Here is a 17,449-nt window from a genome sequence, read left to right on the forward strand (position 1 = left end):
CCCCACCGCCCGCCGTGGGGGGTCAGGTCAGGCTGGCCCGCCACGCCCGGTGCAGCTCCGCGAACCGCCCGTCGCCCGCGATGAGTTCGTCCGGCCGCCCGGACTCGACGACCCGGCCGCAGTCCATCACCAGCACCCGGTCGGCGATCTCCACCGTCGACAGCCGGTGCGCGATCACCACCGCCGTACGCCCCCGGAGCACGGTGGCCATCGCCCGCTGCACCGCCCGCTCACCGGGGACGTCCAGCGAGGAGGTCGCCTCGTCCAGGATCAGCACCGCCGGGTCGGCCAGCAGAGCCCGCGCGAAGGACACCAACTGCCGCTGGCCCGCCGAGATCCGGCTGCCGCGCTTGCGCAGGTCGGTGTCGTACCCGTCGGGCAGCGCCATGATGAAGTCGTGCGCCCCGATCGCCTTGGCGGCCCGCTCGATGTCCGCGCGGTCGGCGTCCGGACGGCCGATCGCGATGTTGTCCGCCACGGAACCGGAGAACAGGAACGCCTCCTGCGTCACCATCGCCACCTCGCGGCGCAGCGCCCCGGACGCCAGCCGCCGCACCGGGACGCCGTCCAGCAGCACCTCTCCGGTGGACGGGTCGTAGAACCGGGCGAGCAGCTTCACCAGGGTCGACTTGCCCGCCCCGGTCTCCCCGACCACCGCCACCGTCTCCCCGGCTGCCAGCCGCAGGTCGAAGGGGGGCAGCACCTCGCCGCCCGTCCGGTAGCTGAAGCTGACCGCGTCGAAGACCACCTCCCGGCCCCGCTGCCCGGCCGCCAGCGGGGGCAACTCGGCGGCGGGCGGCGCCGGTTCGGGCACCGAGGGCCGCTGTGCCAGCAGCCCGGCGATCTTCTCCAGGGAGGCGGCGGCCGACTGGTAGGTGTTCAGGAACATGCCCAGCCGGTCGATCGGGTCGTACAGCCGCCGCAGGTAGAGCGCGGCGGCGGCGAGCGCCCCGAGCGCCAGCTCCCCGGTGACCACTCGATGCGCCCCCCACACCACCAGCACCGCGATCGTGGTGTTGGCCACCAGGCGGGACAGCACCACGTAGCGGGCCATCTCCAGCAGCGCGTCCCCGTTGGCCCGCAGATGACGGGCGTTCAGCTGGGCGAAGACCGACTCGTTGGCGCGCTCCCGGCGGAAGGTCTGCACCGGCCGGATGCCGTTCATCGTCTCCGCGAACGTGACGATCACCCGCGCCATCGCGGTGGAGCGCTTCCGGTACGCCCGGATCGAGCGCCGCTGGAAGCTGCGGATCAGCAGGTACAGCGGGACGAAGGAGAGCAGCGCGGCGCCGCCCAGCCCCAGGTCCAGCCAGAGCAGCAGGGTCAGGATGTACACCACCGACATCGCGACCGACAGCAGCTCCTGCAAGCCCTCGTCGAGCAGTTCGCGCAGCGCCTCCACGTCGGTGGTGGAGCGCGATATCAGCCGCCCCGAGGTGTAGCGGTCGTGGAAGTCCACGTCGAGCGTCTGCGCGTGCCGGTAGATCCGGCCGCGCAGTTCCATCAGCACCGGCTGGTTGACGCTGGCCGCCGTGCGGATGAAGGCGTACTGGAACAGCCCGGCGGCCACCGCGCAGCCCAGGAAGGCCAGGCCGACGGCGAGCAGCGGACCGTAGTCCCGGCCGTCCTCGGCGCGCAGGGCCGGGACGGCGCGGTCGATCGCCAGCGCCACCAGCAGCGGCCCGGCCTGGACGGCGGCCTGCTGGAACAGCAGCAGCGCCGCCGCCAGGCCCACCCGCCGCCGGTGCGGGCGCAGCAGCGAGCCGAGCAGCGTCCGGGTGGCGTTCGGCGGCGCGGGCAGCACGTCGTTGTCGAACGGGTCCAGGGCGGGTTCGGGCGCGCCGGGGGAGGGGGCGGCGGGGTCGGGCCGCTCGCCGGGTACCTCGTGGTCGGACGTGGCGGTGCTCATGCGGTCCCTCCCGTGGCCTCGCCGGACATCAGGTGCCGGTACTCGGCGCTGTCCGCCAGCAGTTCGTGGTGGGTGCCGAGCGCCGCTATCCGCCCGCCGGAGAGCAGCGCCACCCGGTCCGCCAGCAGCACCGTCGACGGGCGGTGCGCGACGACCAGCGCGGTGGTGCCGGACAGCAGTTCGCGCAGCGCCGCCTCCACGGCCGCCTCGGTCCGTACGTCGAGCGCGGACAGCGGGTCGTCCAGCACCAGGACGCCGGGGTCGCCGACCACCGCGCGGGCGAGCGCCAGCCGTTGGCGCTGCCCGCCGGAGAGGCTCAGCCCCTGCTCGCCCACCTGGGTGGCGGCCCCGTCCGGCAGGGCGCCGACGAAGTGCCCGGCCTGCGCGACCTCCAGCGCCCGCCGCGCCCGGTCCTCCGCTTCCGGCTCGTCCGCGGCGCCCGGTGGCCGCCGCAGCGGGGCGTTCGCGTCCGGGGTGTCGGGTCCCGCGTCGGGCAGCGGATCGGGCGGCCCTGGCCGGGGTGCCTCGCCGTCCGGTTCGGGTACCGGCCCGGACGGCTCGGCGCCCATCAGGACGTTCTCCCGCACCGAGGCGGAGAACAGGGTGGCCTCCTCGAAGGCGACCGCGAGCCGTTCGCGTAGCCGGGGGAGCGGGATGGTGGCGATGTCGGTGCCGTCGAGCAGGATCCGGCCGCCGGTGGCCTCGTGCAGCCGGGGGACGAGCGCGGTCAGCGTGGTCTTCCCGCTGCCGGTCGCCCCGACCAGCGCCAGCGTCTCGCCCGCGCGGACGCGCAGGGTGACGCCGTCCAGCACCGGCGGGGCGTCGGGCGGCGCGTCCGGATAGCGGAAGGTCACGTCCTCGAAGCAGAGCAGGTCCCGCGCCGGGAGCCCGCCGTCCACCGGGGCCTCACCCGGGGCCGCCCGCGCGGCCTCCCCGGCCACCCCGGGGGCGCCGTTCCCCGGCTCGCCGCCGCCCGCCCCGTCCGGACGCCGGCTGGCCGGGGCCGCCCCGTCCGGGCGCCGGGCTTCCGGAAGTTCCGGGCCCGCCACGGGAGTTCGCACCGACGGCGGTACCGGTTCGTCGAGCACCTCGAAGTACCGGTCGCTGGCCGTCGCGGCCTCGTGGCACATCGCCAGCATGAAGCCGATGGAGTCCACCGGCCAGCGCAGCGCCAGCGCCGTGGAGAGGAAGGCGATCAGCGTCCCGGCGGAGAGCGCGCCGTCGGCGACCTGCACCGAGCCGAGCACCAGCGCGGCACCGATGGCCAGCTCCGGCAGCACGGTGATCATCAGCCAGACCATCGCCAGCAGCCGGGCCTTGTACAGCTCCGTGCTCAGCAGCCGTTCGGAGAGCGCCCGGAACGCCCTGGCCTGGCTGCGGTGACGGCCGAACCCCTTGATGACGCGGATGCCGAGCACCGACTCCTCGACCACCGTGGTCAGGTCCCCGATCTGGTCCTGGGCCCGGCGCGACTCCACCGCGTACCGGGCCTCGAAGACGGAGCAGAAGACCAGCAGCGGCAGCACCGGGGCGAGCAGCACCAGCCCCAGCGTCCACTCCTGGACCAGCAGGATCACGCAACCCACCGCGATCGTCGTCCCGTTGACGACGAGGAAGGTCAGCGGGAAGGCGAGGAAGAGCCGGAGCAGCTGGAGGTCGGTGGTGGCCCGGGAGAGCAGCTGGCCGCTGGCCCAGCGGTCGTGGAAGGCCACCGGCAGCCGCTGGAGATGGTGGAACAGGCTCTCCCGCAGCCCCGCCTCCACCCGGGACAGTGGCCGGGCGACCAGCCAGCGCCGCAACCCGAAGAGCCCCGCCTCCACGAAGCCGACGGCCAGCAGCAGCGCTCCGCCCAGCCACACGCCCGCCGTGTCCCGGTCCGCTACCGGCCCGTCCACCAGCCACTTCAGCACCAGCGGGACGACCAGCCCGGTGCAGGAGGCGAGGATGGCGACGAAGGCGGCGGTGAACAGCCGCGCCCGCACCGGGCGGACCCACGGCCACAGCCGCAGGAGCGAACGGACCGAGGAGTGTGCGGGACCCTGCTGGAGGGCGGGGGCCGTGGCGGGCTCCGGAGGCGCGGTGGGGGTCATGAGCACCGAGGATAGGGAGCCCGGGGGACCCGGATCACACGGTTTTCCGCCCACCCCGGTGGCCCGCCCACCCCACACGCTCCGGTCACCCCGGCCCCCGTGACCCCGGCACCCCACGGCCCCCGCCTCCCGTCCCCGGGCTCCCCCGCTTCCCAGGCTTCCCCGCGTCCTCGGGGCCACCGGCCTCCCCGGGTTCCGGGATCCCCCGGGCGGTTGGGTGCGGGTGTGCCGAGGGAGTGGCCCGGCACGCGCCACGCCCCCAGCTCCCGTGGGGGCTGGGGGCGTGGCGGGGCGTCAGCCGGGCGCGGCCGGAATCAGTGGTGGTGGTGCTTGCACCAGTGCGGCGCCGGGCCGATGTTCTTGATGTAGCGGGCGGAGGCAAAGGCGTAGCCCCCCGCGGGCAGCTTGTACCAGCGCGGGTTGCCGTCGATGACCTGTCCCTTGACCTTGCAGATGATCGCCACGATCTGGCCGGGGCGCAGCTTGCCGATGATCTTGCCGTGCTGGTTCGGCTTGTTGCGGATCATCAGCGGCAGCTTGGAGATCACCTTGCCCTTGTAGTAGCGGTGGTCGCCGCCCTTCTGGGGGGTGCTCTGGGTGACCGAGGCGCGGGGCGCCGAGGTGTTCGCGGCGTCGTGGGTGACGGCCGTCGCGGGGGCGATCGCGGTCACCGTCGCGACGGCGCCACCGGCGAGAGAGAGCGAGAGCTTGCTGAGCGTGGACTGGAACACAGTTCTTCCTCTCAGGGAGGTCAGCCCCGTGCCGGGGCCCGTGACGGACGCAGGACGGTCACGGTGTGTACTCGACCGGTCACCGTCGTGCGGAAATCACGCTAAATGCGGTCATTTCTTCCTGCAACCTGCTCGCTCGTCCGTGCCGTGCCGCGTCGGCGCCATCGGGGGCGCCGCCTCCCCCGCCCGGCTCGGGTGGCCCCGGTGGCTTCGCCCCGTCCCGCCCCGGCCCCGGCCCTCCCGGGTGCGTCCGGCCGGGTCTCCCGGCGGATCGGCCGCTCGGTCCGGGTTTCAGTCCGCTGCCCGCCCGCCGTGCGGGCGAGGGGTGCGGCCGCCGCCCCCTGGCGGGGAACCGCCGGGAGGGTCCGTGTCGGGGCGGGCGGTGCCAGCCGCGCTGGACGGGCTAGACGCGGGGTTTCCGGCCCCAGATGTGCACCCGGTCCCCCACCTTGAGGACCCGCCAGAGCCGTCGGGCGTCGGTGTAGCGGAGGTTGACGCAGCCGTGCGAGCCGCCACGGCTGAAGATGTTCTTGTAGATGCCGTGGATCGCCTGTCCGCCGCTGAAGTACTGGCTGAACGGCATCGGGGAGTCATACGGCCTGGACCACTCGTCCCGCACCTTCCGGTGCACCCGGAACCGTCCGGTCCGGGTGGGGTGGCGCGGGGTGCCGGTGCGCATCGGGACCGGGCCGAGCACCACCCGGCGGCCCTCCCGCACCCACATGTACTGGCGCGTCAGGTCCAGGCAGGCGGTGCGGCCCGCGGCGGGCGGGCAGCGCTTCAGCCGGGCCGGATCGCGCTTGGCCAGCCGCAGCAGGACCAGCCGGTAGGTGACCGGCCCGGCGAAGCCGTTGGCGGGCCGGATGCCCGCGTTCTTCTGGAACCGCTGGATCCGCAGGCAGTCCCGGCGCGACTGCACACCGTCGACCGGGAGCTTGAGATAGCGCTCCACCACGCGCTGGTGGACGCCGGTGCTGCGGGAGCACCGCACCTTCCCCCCGGCGCGCTGTACCTGCTCCCCGGGGGGCACGTACTCGACCGCGAAGCCCGGATCCACGGCCTCCGGGCCGGGGTTGGGGGGCGGCGGCGCGACGCCCGGGCCCTCCGGCTCCGGGTCCCGCGGCTTGCCCTGGTCGGGGGTGTCCCGCTGGTACGGGGCCTCCGGCGGGCTGGGGTGGCCGGGCACCAGGTCCGCGTCCGGCACCGGACGCGCTCCCCGGACGGCCGGGACGGGGGAGGGAGCGGCACCGGGCCGGGTGGGCATCGGCCGGATGGTGGGGACGACGGGACGGCTGGACTCCGGCCGCGCGGCGGCGGGCGAACCGCCCTCCGCTTCCGGCGGTCGGGGGCGGCTGACGGGGGGATCGGAGGCGCCGGTGCGCGGCGGGGCCGTCTCGGCTCCGGTCAGACAGAGGGCGAGGGCCGTCGCGGCACACAGGGCCGCGACCGGGCGAGAGCGTCGTGGGTGCACCCCCTGGCCGTCCCCGGGGCCGTCGCCTCCCGAGCCGGAGGCGGGTGGAATACACCCTTCCGGCGTCCTCGGTCCTCCGGCGTGACCGGGGCCTCCACCGCCCGGTGGTCGGCGGCCCGGCAGGCGGGGCGGTGCCTGGGGCACGGTGGGAGGGGCGGTGCCTCCCCGGCTGGTGGGTGGTGTCCGGCGTGGGGTCCTCTCGGGCGGCGTCCCGGCGGTTCGTACGCGCCCTGACCGGGGCCCGGGTGGCCGAGGTGTCCGGTTCGCCGCCCTTTGTGCGGCACCCGCGCCCGGCGGATAACGCCCCCGGGACGTACCGCGCCCCGTCCCGCCCGTCCCCGCCGCACCCGGCCGGGGTGGGGTCCCTTCCCCCGGCGGGGCCGGGCCGCCTCCGGGCTCCTCTCACGGCCCGGCCCCTGCCGGTTGCGGGTGGTGGAGCGCTGGTTCCGGTGGGGGAGGGGGCGCCGGGCGGCGCGGGGGTGGGGTCCGTCACCGGCGCTCCGTCCCGTCGCCCCGGCCCGTGCGTACGTGCCCGGGTGGGCGCACGGTGCCCCCTCCGAGAAAGGCCCGGCGGAAGCACCGGAGTTCGTGGCCCGTGGGGTGAACGGGTACGCACGGGACGGGAACCGGGATGCCGCGCGGTGATCTCGCCATCCGGGGGCCGCTGGCGGGCGGCTGGCGACGTCGAAAGGGAACATCCGTCCCGACGAAGCCTCCTGGGCAACGGTTATCCGAAATAGCCCCGAATACCTCATGAATGACGAACCGGGTCGGTGCGCCGGGCCACTCGCGACGTAATGGTGACAATCCCGGGGGTCCCGTTATCACCTGTGTGTGATTTCCTGACGGAGCACACGCGTACCACGCGCGGGCGACGCGGGCCGGGGCGAGGGGAGAAGTCAGTAGTGGATCTGAGGGCTGTGGCCAGGGAGAAGCTCAACTGGCGGACCCTGCGGGAGGAACGCCGGGCGCAGGTCATAGGGGGCTCGGCGGTCGGGCTCGTCATCCTCCTCGTCGTCATGTTGCTGGCGCTCGCCACCTGTGGTGGGGGCGGTGGTTCGGCCGCGGAGAACAACGACGGGCGCGGGGCGGACGGTTCGGACGCGCCGCCACGCTCGCTCGCCGACATCGAGATATCCCCGCGCGACGGCGCCAAGAAGGTGGCCACCACCGGCGCCCTCGACGTCCGCGTGGCGAAGGGGAAGTTGGGCGAGGTCACCGTCCGCGACAAGGACGGCGGCAAGGTCCCGGGCAAGGTCGTCAAGGGTGGCACCGCCTGGCGCCCCGACTCCCATCTCGCCACCGGCACCACCTACACGGTGCGCGCGGCGGCGAAGGACGCGGAGGGCCGGAAGGCCACCGAGCGGTCCACCTTCACCACCCTCACCCCCGGTGAGACCTTCGTCGGGCGCTTCACCCCGGAGGACGGCTCCACGGTCGGCGCCGGAATGCCGGTGTCGTTCGACTTCAATCACGGGATCACGAACCGGGCGGCGGTGGAGAAGGCCATTTCCGTCACCGCCGAACCCTCGGTCGAGATCGAGGGGCACTGGTTCGGGAACAACCGGCTCGACTTCCGCCCGGAGGAATACTGGAAGTCGGGGACGAAGGTCACGATGGACCTGGACCTCAACGGCGTCGAGGGCGCCGACGGCGTCTACGGAAAGCAGCGGAAGACCGTCTCGTTCACGGTCGGCAGGCAGCAGGTCAGCGTGGTCGACGCGAAGAAGAAGACCATGACCGTCACCCGGGACGGCAAGCGGGTCAGGACCGTTCCGATCACCTCGGGCAGCGCCGAACACCCCACCTACAACGGCAAGATGGTCGTCAGCGAGAAGCACAAGGTGACCCGGATGAACGGCGACACCGTGGGCTTCGGCACGGACGAGTCCAAGGGCGGGTACGACATCAAGGACGTGCCGCACGCGATGCGGCTCAGCACCTCCGGCACCTTCATCCACGGCAACTACTGGCTGGCCCGGTCGCAGTTCGGGCAGGCGAACGGCAGCCACGGCTGCGTCGGCCTCTTCGACAAGCGGGGCGGCGGCGACAAGAAGACGCCGGGCGCCTGGTTCTACGCCAACTCGCGCGTCGGCGACGTGGTGGAGGTCAAGAACTCCCAGGACCGGACGATCCAGCCGGACAACGGGCTCAACGGCTGGAACATGAGCTGGGACAAGTGGAAGGCCGAGCAGAAGTAGCCGCGCGTGCCCGGAGTGTGAGCCACCGCACGGGCGCCGGTGGCGCGTGTGGCCGTTAGCCTGCGGTCATGACAGTCACTCTTCAGGTCACCGACCGGGTGGGCACCCTGCGCATCGACCGGCCGAAGATGAACGCCCTGGACGTCGCCCTCCAGGACCGGCTGCGGGAACTCGCCGCCGAGGCCACCGAACGGGACGACGTGCGCGCGGTGGTGCTCTGGGGCGGCGAGAAGGTCTTCGCCGCCGGAGCCGACATCAACGAGATGCGGGACATGGACCACGCTGCCATGGTGCGGCGCTCCCGGGCTCTCCAGGACAGCTTCACCGCCGTCGCGCGGATCCCGAAGCCCGTGGTCGCCGCCGTCAACGGCTACGCGCTGGGTGGCGGCTGCGAGTTGACGCTCTGCGCCGACTTCCGGATCGCGGGGACCGGCGCCCGCTTCGGGCAGCCCGAGATCCTGCTCGGGCTGATCCCGGGCGCGGGCGGCACCCAGCGGCTGGCCCGGCTGGTCGGCCCGTCCACCGCGAAGGACCTGATCTTCACCGGGCGTCAGGTGACCGCCGAGGAGGCGCTCAGCCTCGGCCTCGTCGACCGGGTGGTCCCCGACGAGGAGGTCTACGACCAGGCCCACGCCTGGGCCGCCAAGCTCGCCGCCGGGCCCGAACTCGCCCTGCGCGCGGCCAAGGAGGCCGTGGACTCCGGCCTGGAGACGGACATCGACACCGGTCTCACCATCGAACGCACCCTGTTCGCGGGGCTGTTCGCCACCGAGGACCGCGAGACCGGCATGCGCAGCTTCGTGGAGGACGGGCCCGGCAAGGCCACCTTCCGCTGAGCCTTCCGCTGAGCCGCCACACCGGGGGACCGTCCGGCCGCCCCGGGCGGTCCCACGGCGGCACCGCTCGCGGTCAACCACCGGGCCACCGCGCCGTGTCGCGTCCGTGACCCGCCCCGCCGGACGGACAGGGGCGCGCGAATCCCGCGTGCGCCTCCCCCGTGCGGCAATGCCCTTCGGCTTGTTTGAGCCATTGTTCGGGCCCGGCCCGGGGGCGTTTCAGCCCCTCCCGCACGCCCCCGGTCTCGTCCCGGCCACGGCCCGACCGGTGGGGACGGGCCCGCCCGTGACCGCCGCCCGGGCGCCGACCCGGGCGGCGGATGACGGATTCCCCACCCGTCGATACCGGAGTACCGGCCCCTGTCCGGTCGCCGCGGGCCATGATGGTGCCCATGGCGGGTCAGGGAGATGGGGCGAGCGTGGCCGAGCGGGTGTCGGAGGTCCCGGGCGAGCCGGGCGGGGACGGCCCCACCGGCGGCCTCCTGGAACGCCTGGGCGATCCCACCGTGGCGGAGGTCCGGTTCCCGAACCGGGCGAGGTCCGCCAGGGCGGCCCGCGACCTCACCGCGTGCGCTCTCCGGACCCGCTGGGCGATGCCGCGCGAACCGGCCGAGCAGGCGGTGCTGCTCGTCTCCGAGCTGGTGGGAAACGCCGTGCGGCACACCGGCGCGCACACCTTCGGTCTGCGGCTGCTGCGCCGGGGCGGCTGGGTCCGGGTGGAGGTCCGCGATCCGTCCCGTGGGCTGCCCTGTCTGCTGCCGGTGGGCGAGCTGGACACCAGTGGGCGGGGCCTGTTCCTCGTCGAGACCCTCTCCGACCGCTGGGGCGTGGACCTGCTGCCCCGGGGCAAGACCACCTGGTTCGAGATGCGGCTCACCGACCGCTGAACGGCGCCCGATCCGGCCCCCGCCCACCCCAACCACCCGGCACATCCCGTGAGTTCGCCACACTCGGACGGGCGCGCACACTCCGGACCCTGTCCTGTGGGCGCCACCGGAGGTGCGGGGCGGGCGTTCCCGCCCCGGGCCGCCTGTCACCCCCTAGGGTGAGGCCGTCAACGACCGCTCCAGGGAAGGGTGCTGGAACCATGCCGGACATCGACGCGGCGCGCGCCGTCTTCGACCGCTTCGACCTCGACGGGGACGGCCACGTCAGCGCGGAGGAACTGCGCGGTGTCGTCGCGGAGTTGGGCGAGGACCTGCTCAGCGCGGAGGACGCGCGGCGGCTCATCGACGCGAGCGACACCAACGCCGACGGCCTGCTGTCCTTCGAGGAGTTCTGGGCCGCCCGTCAGGCCGTGCGGGGTTCCTGACGCGCGTCGGCGCGGCCCGTCCACCGCCGTGCCGTGGCGGCGGACGGGCTCAGCGCCGGGCCGCGCGGTCGTGCAGTACGCAGTCACCGCAGAGACCGCCACGGCCCACGACCCGGTAGTAGAGGCAGCAGCTGCGGCGCCGGAAGGCGGTACCCAGCCCCTCCTCGGCGGTGAACTCCCCCGTCCCGGCGAGCGGTTCACTCGCCAGCAGCCGCTCCACCAGCGCCGTGGTCAGCCGGAAGGACTCCGGGTGGCGGCCGAGCAGCACCCGCGCCGCGCCCACCAGCCCGGAACCGGCGTTGCCCCGCAGCACCTGGGGCGAGAGCCCGCTCACCCGCCGGACGCTCTCGTGCAGCGGGCCGAGGTGGGCCCCCACGACGGCGGTGTGCGCCAGACCGCTCAGCTCGCTCACCCGCCCGGTGTCCGGCCCGTTGTCGCCGCCCGTGTGCCGTCCGGGCTCCGGGGGTTCGCCGGACCGGGCGGGGCGCGCGGCGGGCCCGGGGAGGAACCGCGGTGCCGGGAGCCAGAGTTCGAGCCCGCTGTCCCGGGGGCGCCGCCAGTACAGCCGGTCGGGGGCGAGGTCGGGCACCCACCCGGCCAGGACGGCGGAGCCCAGCGCGGCCGACCACAGGCGGGAGACGAGGCCGAGCTGCATCGTCGAGGCGGCGACCCGGAGGTCCGGGGTGCCCATCCGCTCGGCGAACTCCCGTACGCGCGGGGCGAGAAGCGCCGGGTCGTGCAGCTCGCCGAGCGGCCGGAAGTCACTGGCGCCCGCTCGCTCACCGCACCGCACGGTGAAGAACGGGCCGATCGCGGCCACTTGGCCGAGGGCGGCCGTGGCGTCGCTGGTCTGGGTCACGGCAGGCGCACCACCTGATCGGTCGGGGACGGAGGTTGGGCCCCGGCGGCGGAGCCGGAGGCCCCGCGCCGCCGGGGCCGTGGCCGCCGGTACCGGCCTGTGCTTGCCGGTACCGGCGGCGGACGGCGCCGAAGCGAGGACGTCGCGACCGCGCGTGCGCGGACGTCCCCTCGGCGCCCCTGCCCCGGAGTCGCCCCCGGGGCAGAGTCTGACGGTTCCGTGGCCCGGAGGGGCCGGACGCGCACGGAACGGCGGGACGGCGGGCTGACCGAGCGCGCTCCCCGAGGCCGGGGCCCGAAGGGGGAGAGCGGTGTCCGAGGCCCGAACATCCCGTGTACGGAGGGGAGTCGGCGTCCCGGCGGCCGTGGGGGCACGGCCCCGGGCCCGGGGTCCGCGAGCCTCCGGCGCCGGACCGGGCGAGGTCGCGGCGCGGTGGGCTGGCCGGGGAGCGCTCCCGCGTCCGTCGTCGGACGGGCGGCTCAGCCGGGCGCCCACCGGAAGCGGGGGACGCGGGCTCGCGGGGTGGCGTGGCGCGCGGCGCGCGCACGGACGTCACGGCACATGGTGCCACCGGCCTCTCTCGGGGAAATCCGCCCCGGTACGTCGAGGTGCGACGGCGTGAGTCTCCTGACTCGGGGTCCTGGCTTCCCCGGCCTTCCCGCCCCTCGCGGGGCCGTGGCCTGTGGGGGTCGCTCGCCCTTCACAGTGGCGGTACCGTGCCGGAGTCCCACCGGCTTCCTCGTCCGCCGTCGCGCTGCTGAACGGATCCTCGCAGGAGTTCCGTCCGCGCGCCAGCCCCGGCCGCTGTGACCTGTCCCGTCAACGGCGTTCCCGGCGACGGCACGGGTCGGCGTCCGACGCGGCGGGACGGCCCGGATCCGCTCGGGACGCGCCCGCGCCCGCTCCGTCCTCCCCAGCGGCCGTGGCCCGCTGGCCGCCACCCCGGGGAGTGTCCAACTCCCGGACGTGTGACGGGCGTTCAGCGGCGCGAGGGCAGCGGCAGCGGATCGCGGAACGGGTCCAGCAGGTCCGGGTCGTGCCGCTCCAGCTCGTCCTCGAAGGCGTCCCAGCCCCGTTTCCGGACGAACGCCGCCTCCGCCCGGGCGACCGGGACCAGCCAGGCCAGCGCGACCGGGAAGCCGCCCTCACTCTCCAGCGAGCCGAACTCCGCGTCGTAGTAGCACGGTGTGGTCAGGTAGAACGACTCCAGGGCGCTGCCCGGCAGGATCGCCCCGCGCGGCCCCAGCACCTGCCCGCGCAGCGGCGGGCGGCCGGAGCGCAGCATGTCCAGCGCTATCCGCTGGAGCACGGCGGGGTAGGGCCCGTCGGCGTACCGGGCGCGGACGGAGAGCAGCAGCTCCAGCCGGATCCGCCGGTCCGCGTCCGGAGCGTCGAAGGGGTACTCGGAGAGTCCGGTGGTGACGAAGCTCTCCACGTCGGGCAGTTCACCGTTGCCCAGCTGTCCCACCAGGAACGGCAGCGGCCGCCCGTCCGCGTCGGCCGTCCAGCCCCGCCGCGTTCGGCCGAGGCGGCGTTCCAGGTGTTCCAGCAGGTCCATCGTTCCTCCGGAGGTGGGGGGAGAGTGCGCGGTCATGATCGCAGCGCCCGCCGCGCCCCCCGTCGGGACCCCCAACTCGACGTGTCCACACGATAGTTGGGGACCAAATTCGCGAGTGCCCGAAGGTCCCCACCGGGCGGCCGGGCGGGGGACGGTGGGACAGGGTCCCCTCCGGGCGCTGGCGGAACGGTCCCGTCCGCCCCGGGTGGGCACCCGGGCCGCACCACTCGTCACTCCGGGTCTCTGATAGGACCCGGGCGTCTTGCGGGGCCCGTGACCCCGCCCCAAGCTGTGGCCCATGGATCTGGAGCTGCGGCACCTCAAGGTCATCTGGACCATCGCCGAAGCGGGCAGTCTCAGCAGGGCCGCCAGCGTGCTCGGCCTGGCCCAACCGGCGCTCAGCGCGCAGCTGAAACGCATGGAACGCGCGCTCGGCGGTGAGCTGTTCGTCCGGGGGCGGGCGGGTGTCCGCCCGACCGAACTGGGCGAGCTCGTCCTGGAGCGCGCGCGGTTGCTGGTGCCGGTGGTGACCGAACTCCAGGAGGAGGCACGGCGGTTCAGCAGGGAACGGGCCACCTCCCCGCGGGTGCCGCGGTTCCGGCTCGGCGGTACCCACGGACCGCTGGTCGGCGGACTGGTGGACCGGCTCGCCACCGCCTACCCGAGCGCCACCCTCTCCACCCTCACCTCCTGGTCGACGGAGGAGTTGGCCGAGCTGCTGACCGAGGGCCGTATCGACTACGCGCTCTCCGGGGTCTGCGGGGGGAGCACCCCGCCGCTGGCCCACCGGCTGGTCTGGCGGGAGGTGGCCGTCGATCCGGTCTTCGTCATGCTCCGCGAGGACCATCCGCTCGCCGGCCACGAGGAGGTCGGGCTCGCCGAACTCGCCGACGAGCGCTGGGCCAACGCCCCCGGGGACGGCTGCTTCGCGGAATGCTTCGCCGCCGCCTGCGCCCGCGTCGGCTTCACCCCCGACGCGGTGTACGAGACGGACCCCGCCTCCTGCGTCCACCTCGTGCAGGTCGGCCGGGCGGTGGGACTCTGCCGGGCCACCTTCCCGCCGACCCCCGGCCTGGTCATCCGGCCGATCAGCGGCACCCCGCTGGTCTGGCGGCACGTGCTCGGCTGGCATCCGGCGGGCTCCGCAGCCGAGTTCAGCCGCACGGCCCTGGAACACGCCCGCGCCGCGCACGAGCAGGCCGCGCTGGCCAGCCCCACCTACCTGCGGTGGCGGCGCTCCCACCCCGAGGAGCACGGCGACGGGCACGGCGCCCTCCGCCGCGCCTGACCGGACGGCTCCGCCCGGCGGGGCCATAACGCCGTGCAGGGGGGCAAGTTGAGGGGGTCCAGACCAGTGGTGCTCCCGACTACGGTTTCGCCCATTCCGACGAGTCAAGGAGAACTCCGTGGTCACCCCCCTGAAGAGTTCAGCTTTCCGCAGACGCACCCTGACCGCCTGCGCGGCCACCCTCGCCGCTGGCGGTCTCGTCCTCGCCGGGTTCACCGGTTCCGCCAACGCCGACCAGAACGGCGCGTCCGACCGGACGGGCACCGCGGCGTCCGACCTGTCCCCGGGCCTGCTGGACGCCATGCAGCAGGACCTCGGCCTGACCTCCGCCGAGGCCAAGACCCGGCTCGCCAACGAGTCCTCCGCGGCGAAGACCGCCGAGCGGCTGGAGAAGGCGCTCGGCGACCGCTTCGCCGGGGCCCGGGTCAGCGGCCAGACCGCCGACCGCCTCACCGTCTCCACCACCTCCGCCGCCGACGCGCGGCGGATCAGCGCGGCGGGCGCCACCGCCCAGGTCGTGGAGCACGGCCTCGCCGAGCTGAACGGCGTCAAGAAGCAGCTCGACCGGGCCGCCGAGAAGAACTCGCCGCGTGGTGTGCCCTCCTGGTACGTCGACACGCGGGAGAACCGCGTCGTCGTCGAGGCGTCCGGCACCCGGGCCGCGCAGGCGTTCCTGGACGAGGCCGGACTCACCACCAAGGACGTGACGGTCCGCGAGTCGGACCTCAAGCCCCGTACCTTCGCCAACATCCGTGGCGGCGACGCGTACTACATGGGCGGCGGCCGCTGCTCGGTCGGCTTCTCGGTCTCCGGGTCGGGCGGCACCGGCTTCGTCACCGCGGGCCACTGCGGCACCGTGGGCACCTCGACCACCGGCTACAACCAGCAGGCCCAGGGCACCTTCCGGGGCTCCACCTTCCCCGGCCGCGACTACGCCTGGGTCGAGACCAACAGCAGCTGGACGCCCACCCCCACCGTGAACGGCTACGGCAACGGTGACGTGCGCGTCAGCGGTTCGACGGAGGCCGTGGAGGGCGCCTCGATCTGCCGCTCCGGCTCCACCACCGGCTGGCACTGCGGCTCCGTGCAGCTGCGGAACACCAGCGTCACCTACCCGCAGGGCACGGTGAACGGCGTGACCCGCACCAACGTCTGCGCCGAGCCCGGCGACTCCGGCGGCTCCTTCATCTCCGGCAGCCAGGCTCAGGGCATGACCTCCGGCGGTTCCGGCAATTGCAGCTCCGGCGGGACCACCTTCTTCCAGCCCGTCAACCCCGCGCTCCAGGCCTACGGGCTCAGCCTCACCACCGGCTGACCACCCGGACCCGCCGGCGACGGCGACGCGACCGAGGGGCGGCCCTCCGGAGAACACCGGAGGGCCGCCCTGGCGCGCGTCGCCGGGCGCCGCCCGCTCAGTCCCCGGTGCCGGGCCGGGCCGGGGGCGAACCCGGCGCCCCGGCATCGCCCTTGGTGCCCGGAGCGGACTCCGGGGCGGCGCCGTTCACCCGCTCCGGGCCGCTCCCGCCGTCCGGCGAGCCCGTGAGCGGAGCCGGTTTCCGCAGCGGGACGGGGGTGACCGGGGCGCGGCGCCGCCGCAGGGGGGAGCGCAGCGGGGCGTCCGGGGTGAGGCGCAGGGTGGTGACCACGGAGGCGAGCATCGTGTAGTGGCCGACGAGCAGCAGGAACTCCAGGGCCGCCCGCTCGTCCAGGTGGGCGCGGAGCGCCGCCCAGTCGGCGTCGTCCAGGTCGCCGTCGCGCACCACCCCGTCCACGGCGGTGAGCAGCGCCCGTTCGCGGTCCGACCAGCCGTCGGCGCTCGGGCCCACCGCGATCCGCTCGACCTCCTCGCGGGTGACGCCGACCCGCAGGGCGAGCCGCTGGTGGTGCTCGAACTCGTAGGCGCAGGAGCGGAGGTGCGCCACGCGCAGGATGATCAGCTCGCTCTCCCGGCGCGGCAGCACCCCACCCGGCATCAGCCGCCCCGCGAAGTGCACCCAGCCCCGGAACAGCGGGCGGTGCTTGCCCAGGGTGCGGAAGAGGTTCAGCGGCCGGGTCCGGGCGACGAGCCCGGCGCCCCCGGCCATCAGCCAGGTGAGCAGCCCCAGTTCGCGACGGGTGCCGGGGGCGACACGCGGCGCGCTCACCGCTCGTCCGTCTCGGTACGCTCCGGCTGCTCCGGGCGGCCCCCCTCGGAGGCGGGCGGTTGCGCGGGTTCGGGCGCGGGCTCGCGCGGTGGCCGCGGCCGTTCCTCCGCCCGCGCCGGTGGCACCACCCGTGGAGCGGCCCGCGGCACGGCCTGTGGCTGTGGCGTGGTGAACGGCACCCGTTCCTCGCGCGCCACGGCCAGCGCGGCCTCCAGGTTCCGCTGCCCCATCCGGTCGACGACGCGCTGGGCCACCGGCCGCGCGGGCAGGACCGCGCCCACCCACCAGGGCGCGAACACGCGGCGGGAGCGTCGGGCGATGCCCCGTTCCAGCGCGTCGATCCCGGCGCTCAGTGGGGTCAGCCGGGAGAGCGAACCGCCCCCGGTGAGCATCTCGGCCGCCCGGGTGCCGAAGCCCCGGCTGGTCATCTCGGTGTCCAGCTCCGCGAAGTAGGCGACGCCCACCCGGGCCCCGCTGGGGCGCAGTTCGATACGGGCGGTGTTGCCCAGCGCCTCGACGGCGGCCTTCGAGGCGCTGTAGGCGCCGAGCAGCGGCAGGTGGACGGCGGCGGCGAGGGAGGAGACCACCAGCGCGTACCCGCGCGGATGGGATATGTGTGGCCCGGCGGCGCGCAGCGTGTGGTACACGCCGAGCACGTTGACGCGCAGCATCCGCTCCAGCGCCTCCGGGTCGCCGCCGACGAGTGGAAGCTGCTTCGCGATCCCGGCGTTGGCCACCACGGCGTCCAACCCGCCCAGCTCGTCGGCGAGTTCGTTCACCACCGCCGTCGTCGCCGCCGGGTCACCCACGTCCAGCGTGCGCCAGGGCGCGTCGCACTCGGCCGCCACGGCCGACAGCGCCTCCGGTTCCAGCCCGGCCAGGGCCAGCCGGACGCCCCTGGCATGGAGCCGCCGGGCGAGTGCCGCGCCGATTCCGCGGGCGGCGCCGGTGATGAGAATCCTGCGACCCGTGAAGCGTACGTTCTGAGAAGCGGTCATCCCGCAAAATTACCAAGGGTAATACTGGGAGGACAGGGGGCTTCTGGGGTTT

Annotated in this window: 14 protein-coding genes and 1 riboswitch; of the genes, 6 read left to right on the plus strand and 8 right to left on the minus strand. The window is 74.7% G+C overall.

Annotated elements, in window-relative coordinates; all coding sequences use genetic code 11:
• Positions 1-22: 22 nt before the first annotated feature.
• From E0L36_RS12310 to E0L36_RS12325, 4 genes are all read right to left on the minus strand, one after another.
• The gene (locus E0L36_RS12310) at positions 23-1,909 is read right to left on the minus strand and encodes an ABC transporter ATP-binding protein (protein ID WP_180929059.1); all 1,887 of its coding nucleotides are present in this window, start codon (positions 1,907-1,909) and stop codon (positions 23-25) included.
• A complete protein-coding gene (locus tag E0L36_RS12315; RefSeq protein ID WP_180929060.1) occupies positions 1,906-3,999 on the minus strand; it encodes an ABC transporter ATP-binding protein in 2,094 nt (697 codons plus the stop codon). Before E0L36_RS12315 ends, E0L36_RS12310 begins: the two co-directional genes overlap by 4 nt.
• A gap of 314 nt (positions 4,000-4,313) precedes the next feature.
• The gene (locus E0L36_RS28270) at positions 4,314-4,730 is read right to left on the minus strand and encodes an SH3 domain-containing protein (RefSeq protein ID WP_180929061.1); all 417 of its coding nucleotides are present in this window, start codon (positions 4,728-4,730) and stop codon (positions 4,314-4,316) included.
• Between the two features lie 403 nt (positions 4,731-5,133).
• On the minus strand, positions 5,134-5,994 hold the full coding sequence (locus E0L36_RS12325) for a L,D-transpeptidase (protein ID WP_180929062.1): 861 nt from the start codon (positions 5,992-5,994) through the stop codon (positions 5,134-5,136).
• A gap of 1,112 nt (positions 5,995-7,106) precedes the next feature.
• Here E0L36_RS12325 and E0L36_RS12330 point away from each other — a divergent pair.
• From E0L36_RS12330 to E0L36_RS12345, 4 genes are all read left to right on the plus strand, one after another.
• Positions 7,107-8,402 carry an Ig-like domain-containing protein gene (locus E0L36_RS12330; RefSeq protein WP_308416738.1) on the plus strand — a complete coding sequence of 432 codons (1,296 nt, stop codon included), beginning with the start codon at positions 7,107-7,109 and terminating at the stop codon, positions 8,400-8,402.
• 68 nt (positions 8,403-8,470) lie between these two features.
• The gene (locus E0L36_RS12335; RefSeq protein ID WP_180929064.1) at positions 8,471-9,238 is read left to right on the plus strand and encodes an enoyl-CoA hydratase/isomerase family protein; all 768 of its coding nucleotides are present in this window, start codon (positions 8,471-8,473) and stop codon (positions 9,236-9,238) included.
• 392 nt (positions 9,239-9,630) lie between these two features.
• Entirely contained in the window at positions 9,631-10,125 is a 495-nt protein-coding gene (locus E0L36_RS12340) for an ATP-binding protein (RefSeq protein ID WP_374705530.1), read from the plus strand.
• Positions 10,126-10,325: 200 nt separating this feature from the next.
• Positions 10,326-10,550, plus strand: coding sequence for an EF-hand domain-containing protein (locus tag E0L36_RS12345; RefSeq protein WP_180929066.1), 225 nt, complete (start codon positions 10,326-10,328; stop codon positions 10,548-10,550).
• Between the two features lie 49 nt (positions 10,551-10,599).
• Here E0L36_RS12345 and E0L36_RS27635 read toward each other — a convergent pair whose 3' ends face one another.
• Positions 10,600-11,409: a (2Fe-2S)-binding protein gene (locus tag E0L36_RS27635; protein ID WP_180929067.1), complete on the minus strand. Its 810-nt coding sequence runs from the start codon at positions 11,407-11,409 to the stop codon at positions 10,600-10,602.
• Between the two features lie 620 nt (positions 11,410-12,029).
• Positions 12,030-12,152, minus strand: a riboswitch (cobalamin riboswitch).
• A 236-nt stretch (positions 12,153-12,388) separates the two neighbouring features.
• Positions 12,389-12,967: a suppressor of fused domain protein gene (locus E0L36_RS12355; RefSeq protein WP_180929068.1), complete on the minus strand. Its 579-nt coding sequence runs from the start codon at positions 12,965-12,967 to the stop codon at positions 12,389-12,391.
• Positions 12,968-13,265: 298 nt separating this feature from the next.
• Between E0L36_RS12355 and E0L36_RS12360 the strand changes: the two genes are divergently transcribed.
• Together E0L36_RS12360 and E0L36_RS12365 are read left to right on the plus strand one after the other, a co-directional pair.
• Positions 13,266-14,255 carry a LysR family transcriptional regulator gene (locus E0L36_RS12360; RefSeq protein ID WP_180929069.1) on the plus strand — a complete coding sequence of 330 codons (990 nt, stop codon included), beginning with the start codon at positions 13,266-13,268 and terminating at the stop codon, positions 14,253-14,255.
• A gap of 118 nt (positions 14,256-14,373) precedes the next feature.
• Positions 14,374-15,570, plus strand: a complete 1,197-nt coding sequence (locus E0L36_RS12365) for a S1 family peptidase (protein ID WP_374705531.1) — start codon at positions 14,374-14,376, stop codon at positions 15,568-15,570.
• Positions 15,571-15,667: 97 nt separating this feature from the next.
• Here E0L36_RS12365 and E0L36_RS12370 read toward each other — a convergent pair whose 3' ends face one another.
• Both E0L36_RS12370 and E0L36_RS12375 read right to left on the minus strand, forming a co-directional pair.
• Positions 15,668-16,399 carry a carboxymuconolactone decarboxylase family protein gene (locus tag E0L36_RS12370; RefSeq protein WP_180929070.1) on the minus strand — a complete coding sequence of 244 codons (732 nt, stop codon included), beginning with the start codon at positions 16,397-16,399 and terminating at the stop codon, positions 15,668-15,670.
• Positions 16,396-17,397, minus strand: coding sequence for an SDR family NAD(P)-dependent oxidoreductase (locus E0L36_RS12375; RefSeq protein WP_180929071.1), 1,002 nt, complete (start codon positions 17,395-17,397; stop codon positions 16,396-16,398). Before E0L36_RS12375 ends, E0L36_RS12370 begins: the two co-directional genes overlap by 4 nt.
• Between the last annotated feature and the right edge of the window lie 52 nt (positions 17,398-17,449).

The organism is Streptomyces sp. AJS327, assembly GCF_013450295.1.
In the GTDB taxonomy this organism is placed as follows: Bacteria; Actinomycetota; Actinomycetes; order Streptomycetales; family Streptomycetaceae; genus Streptomyces.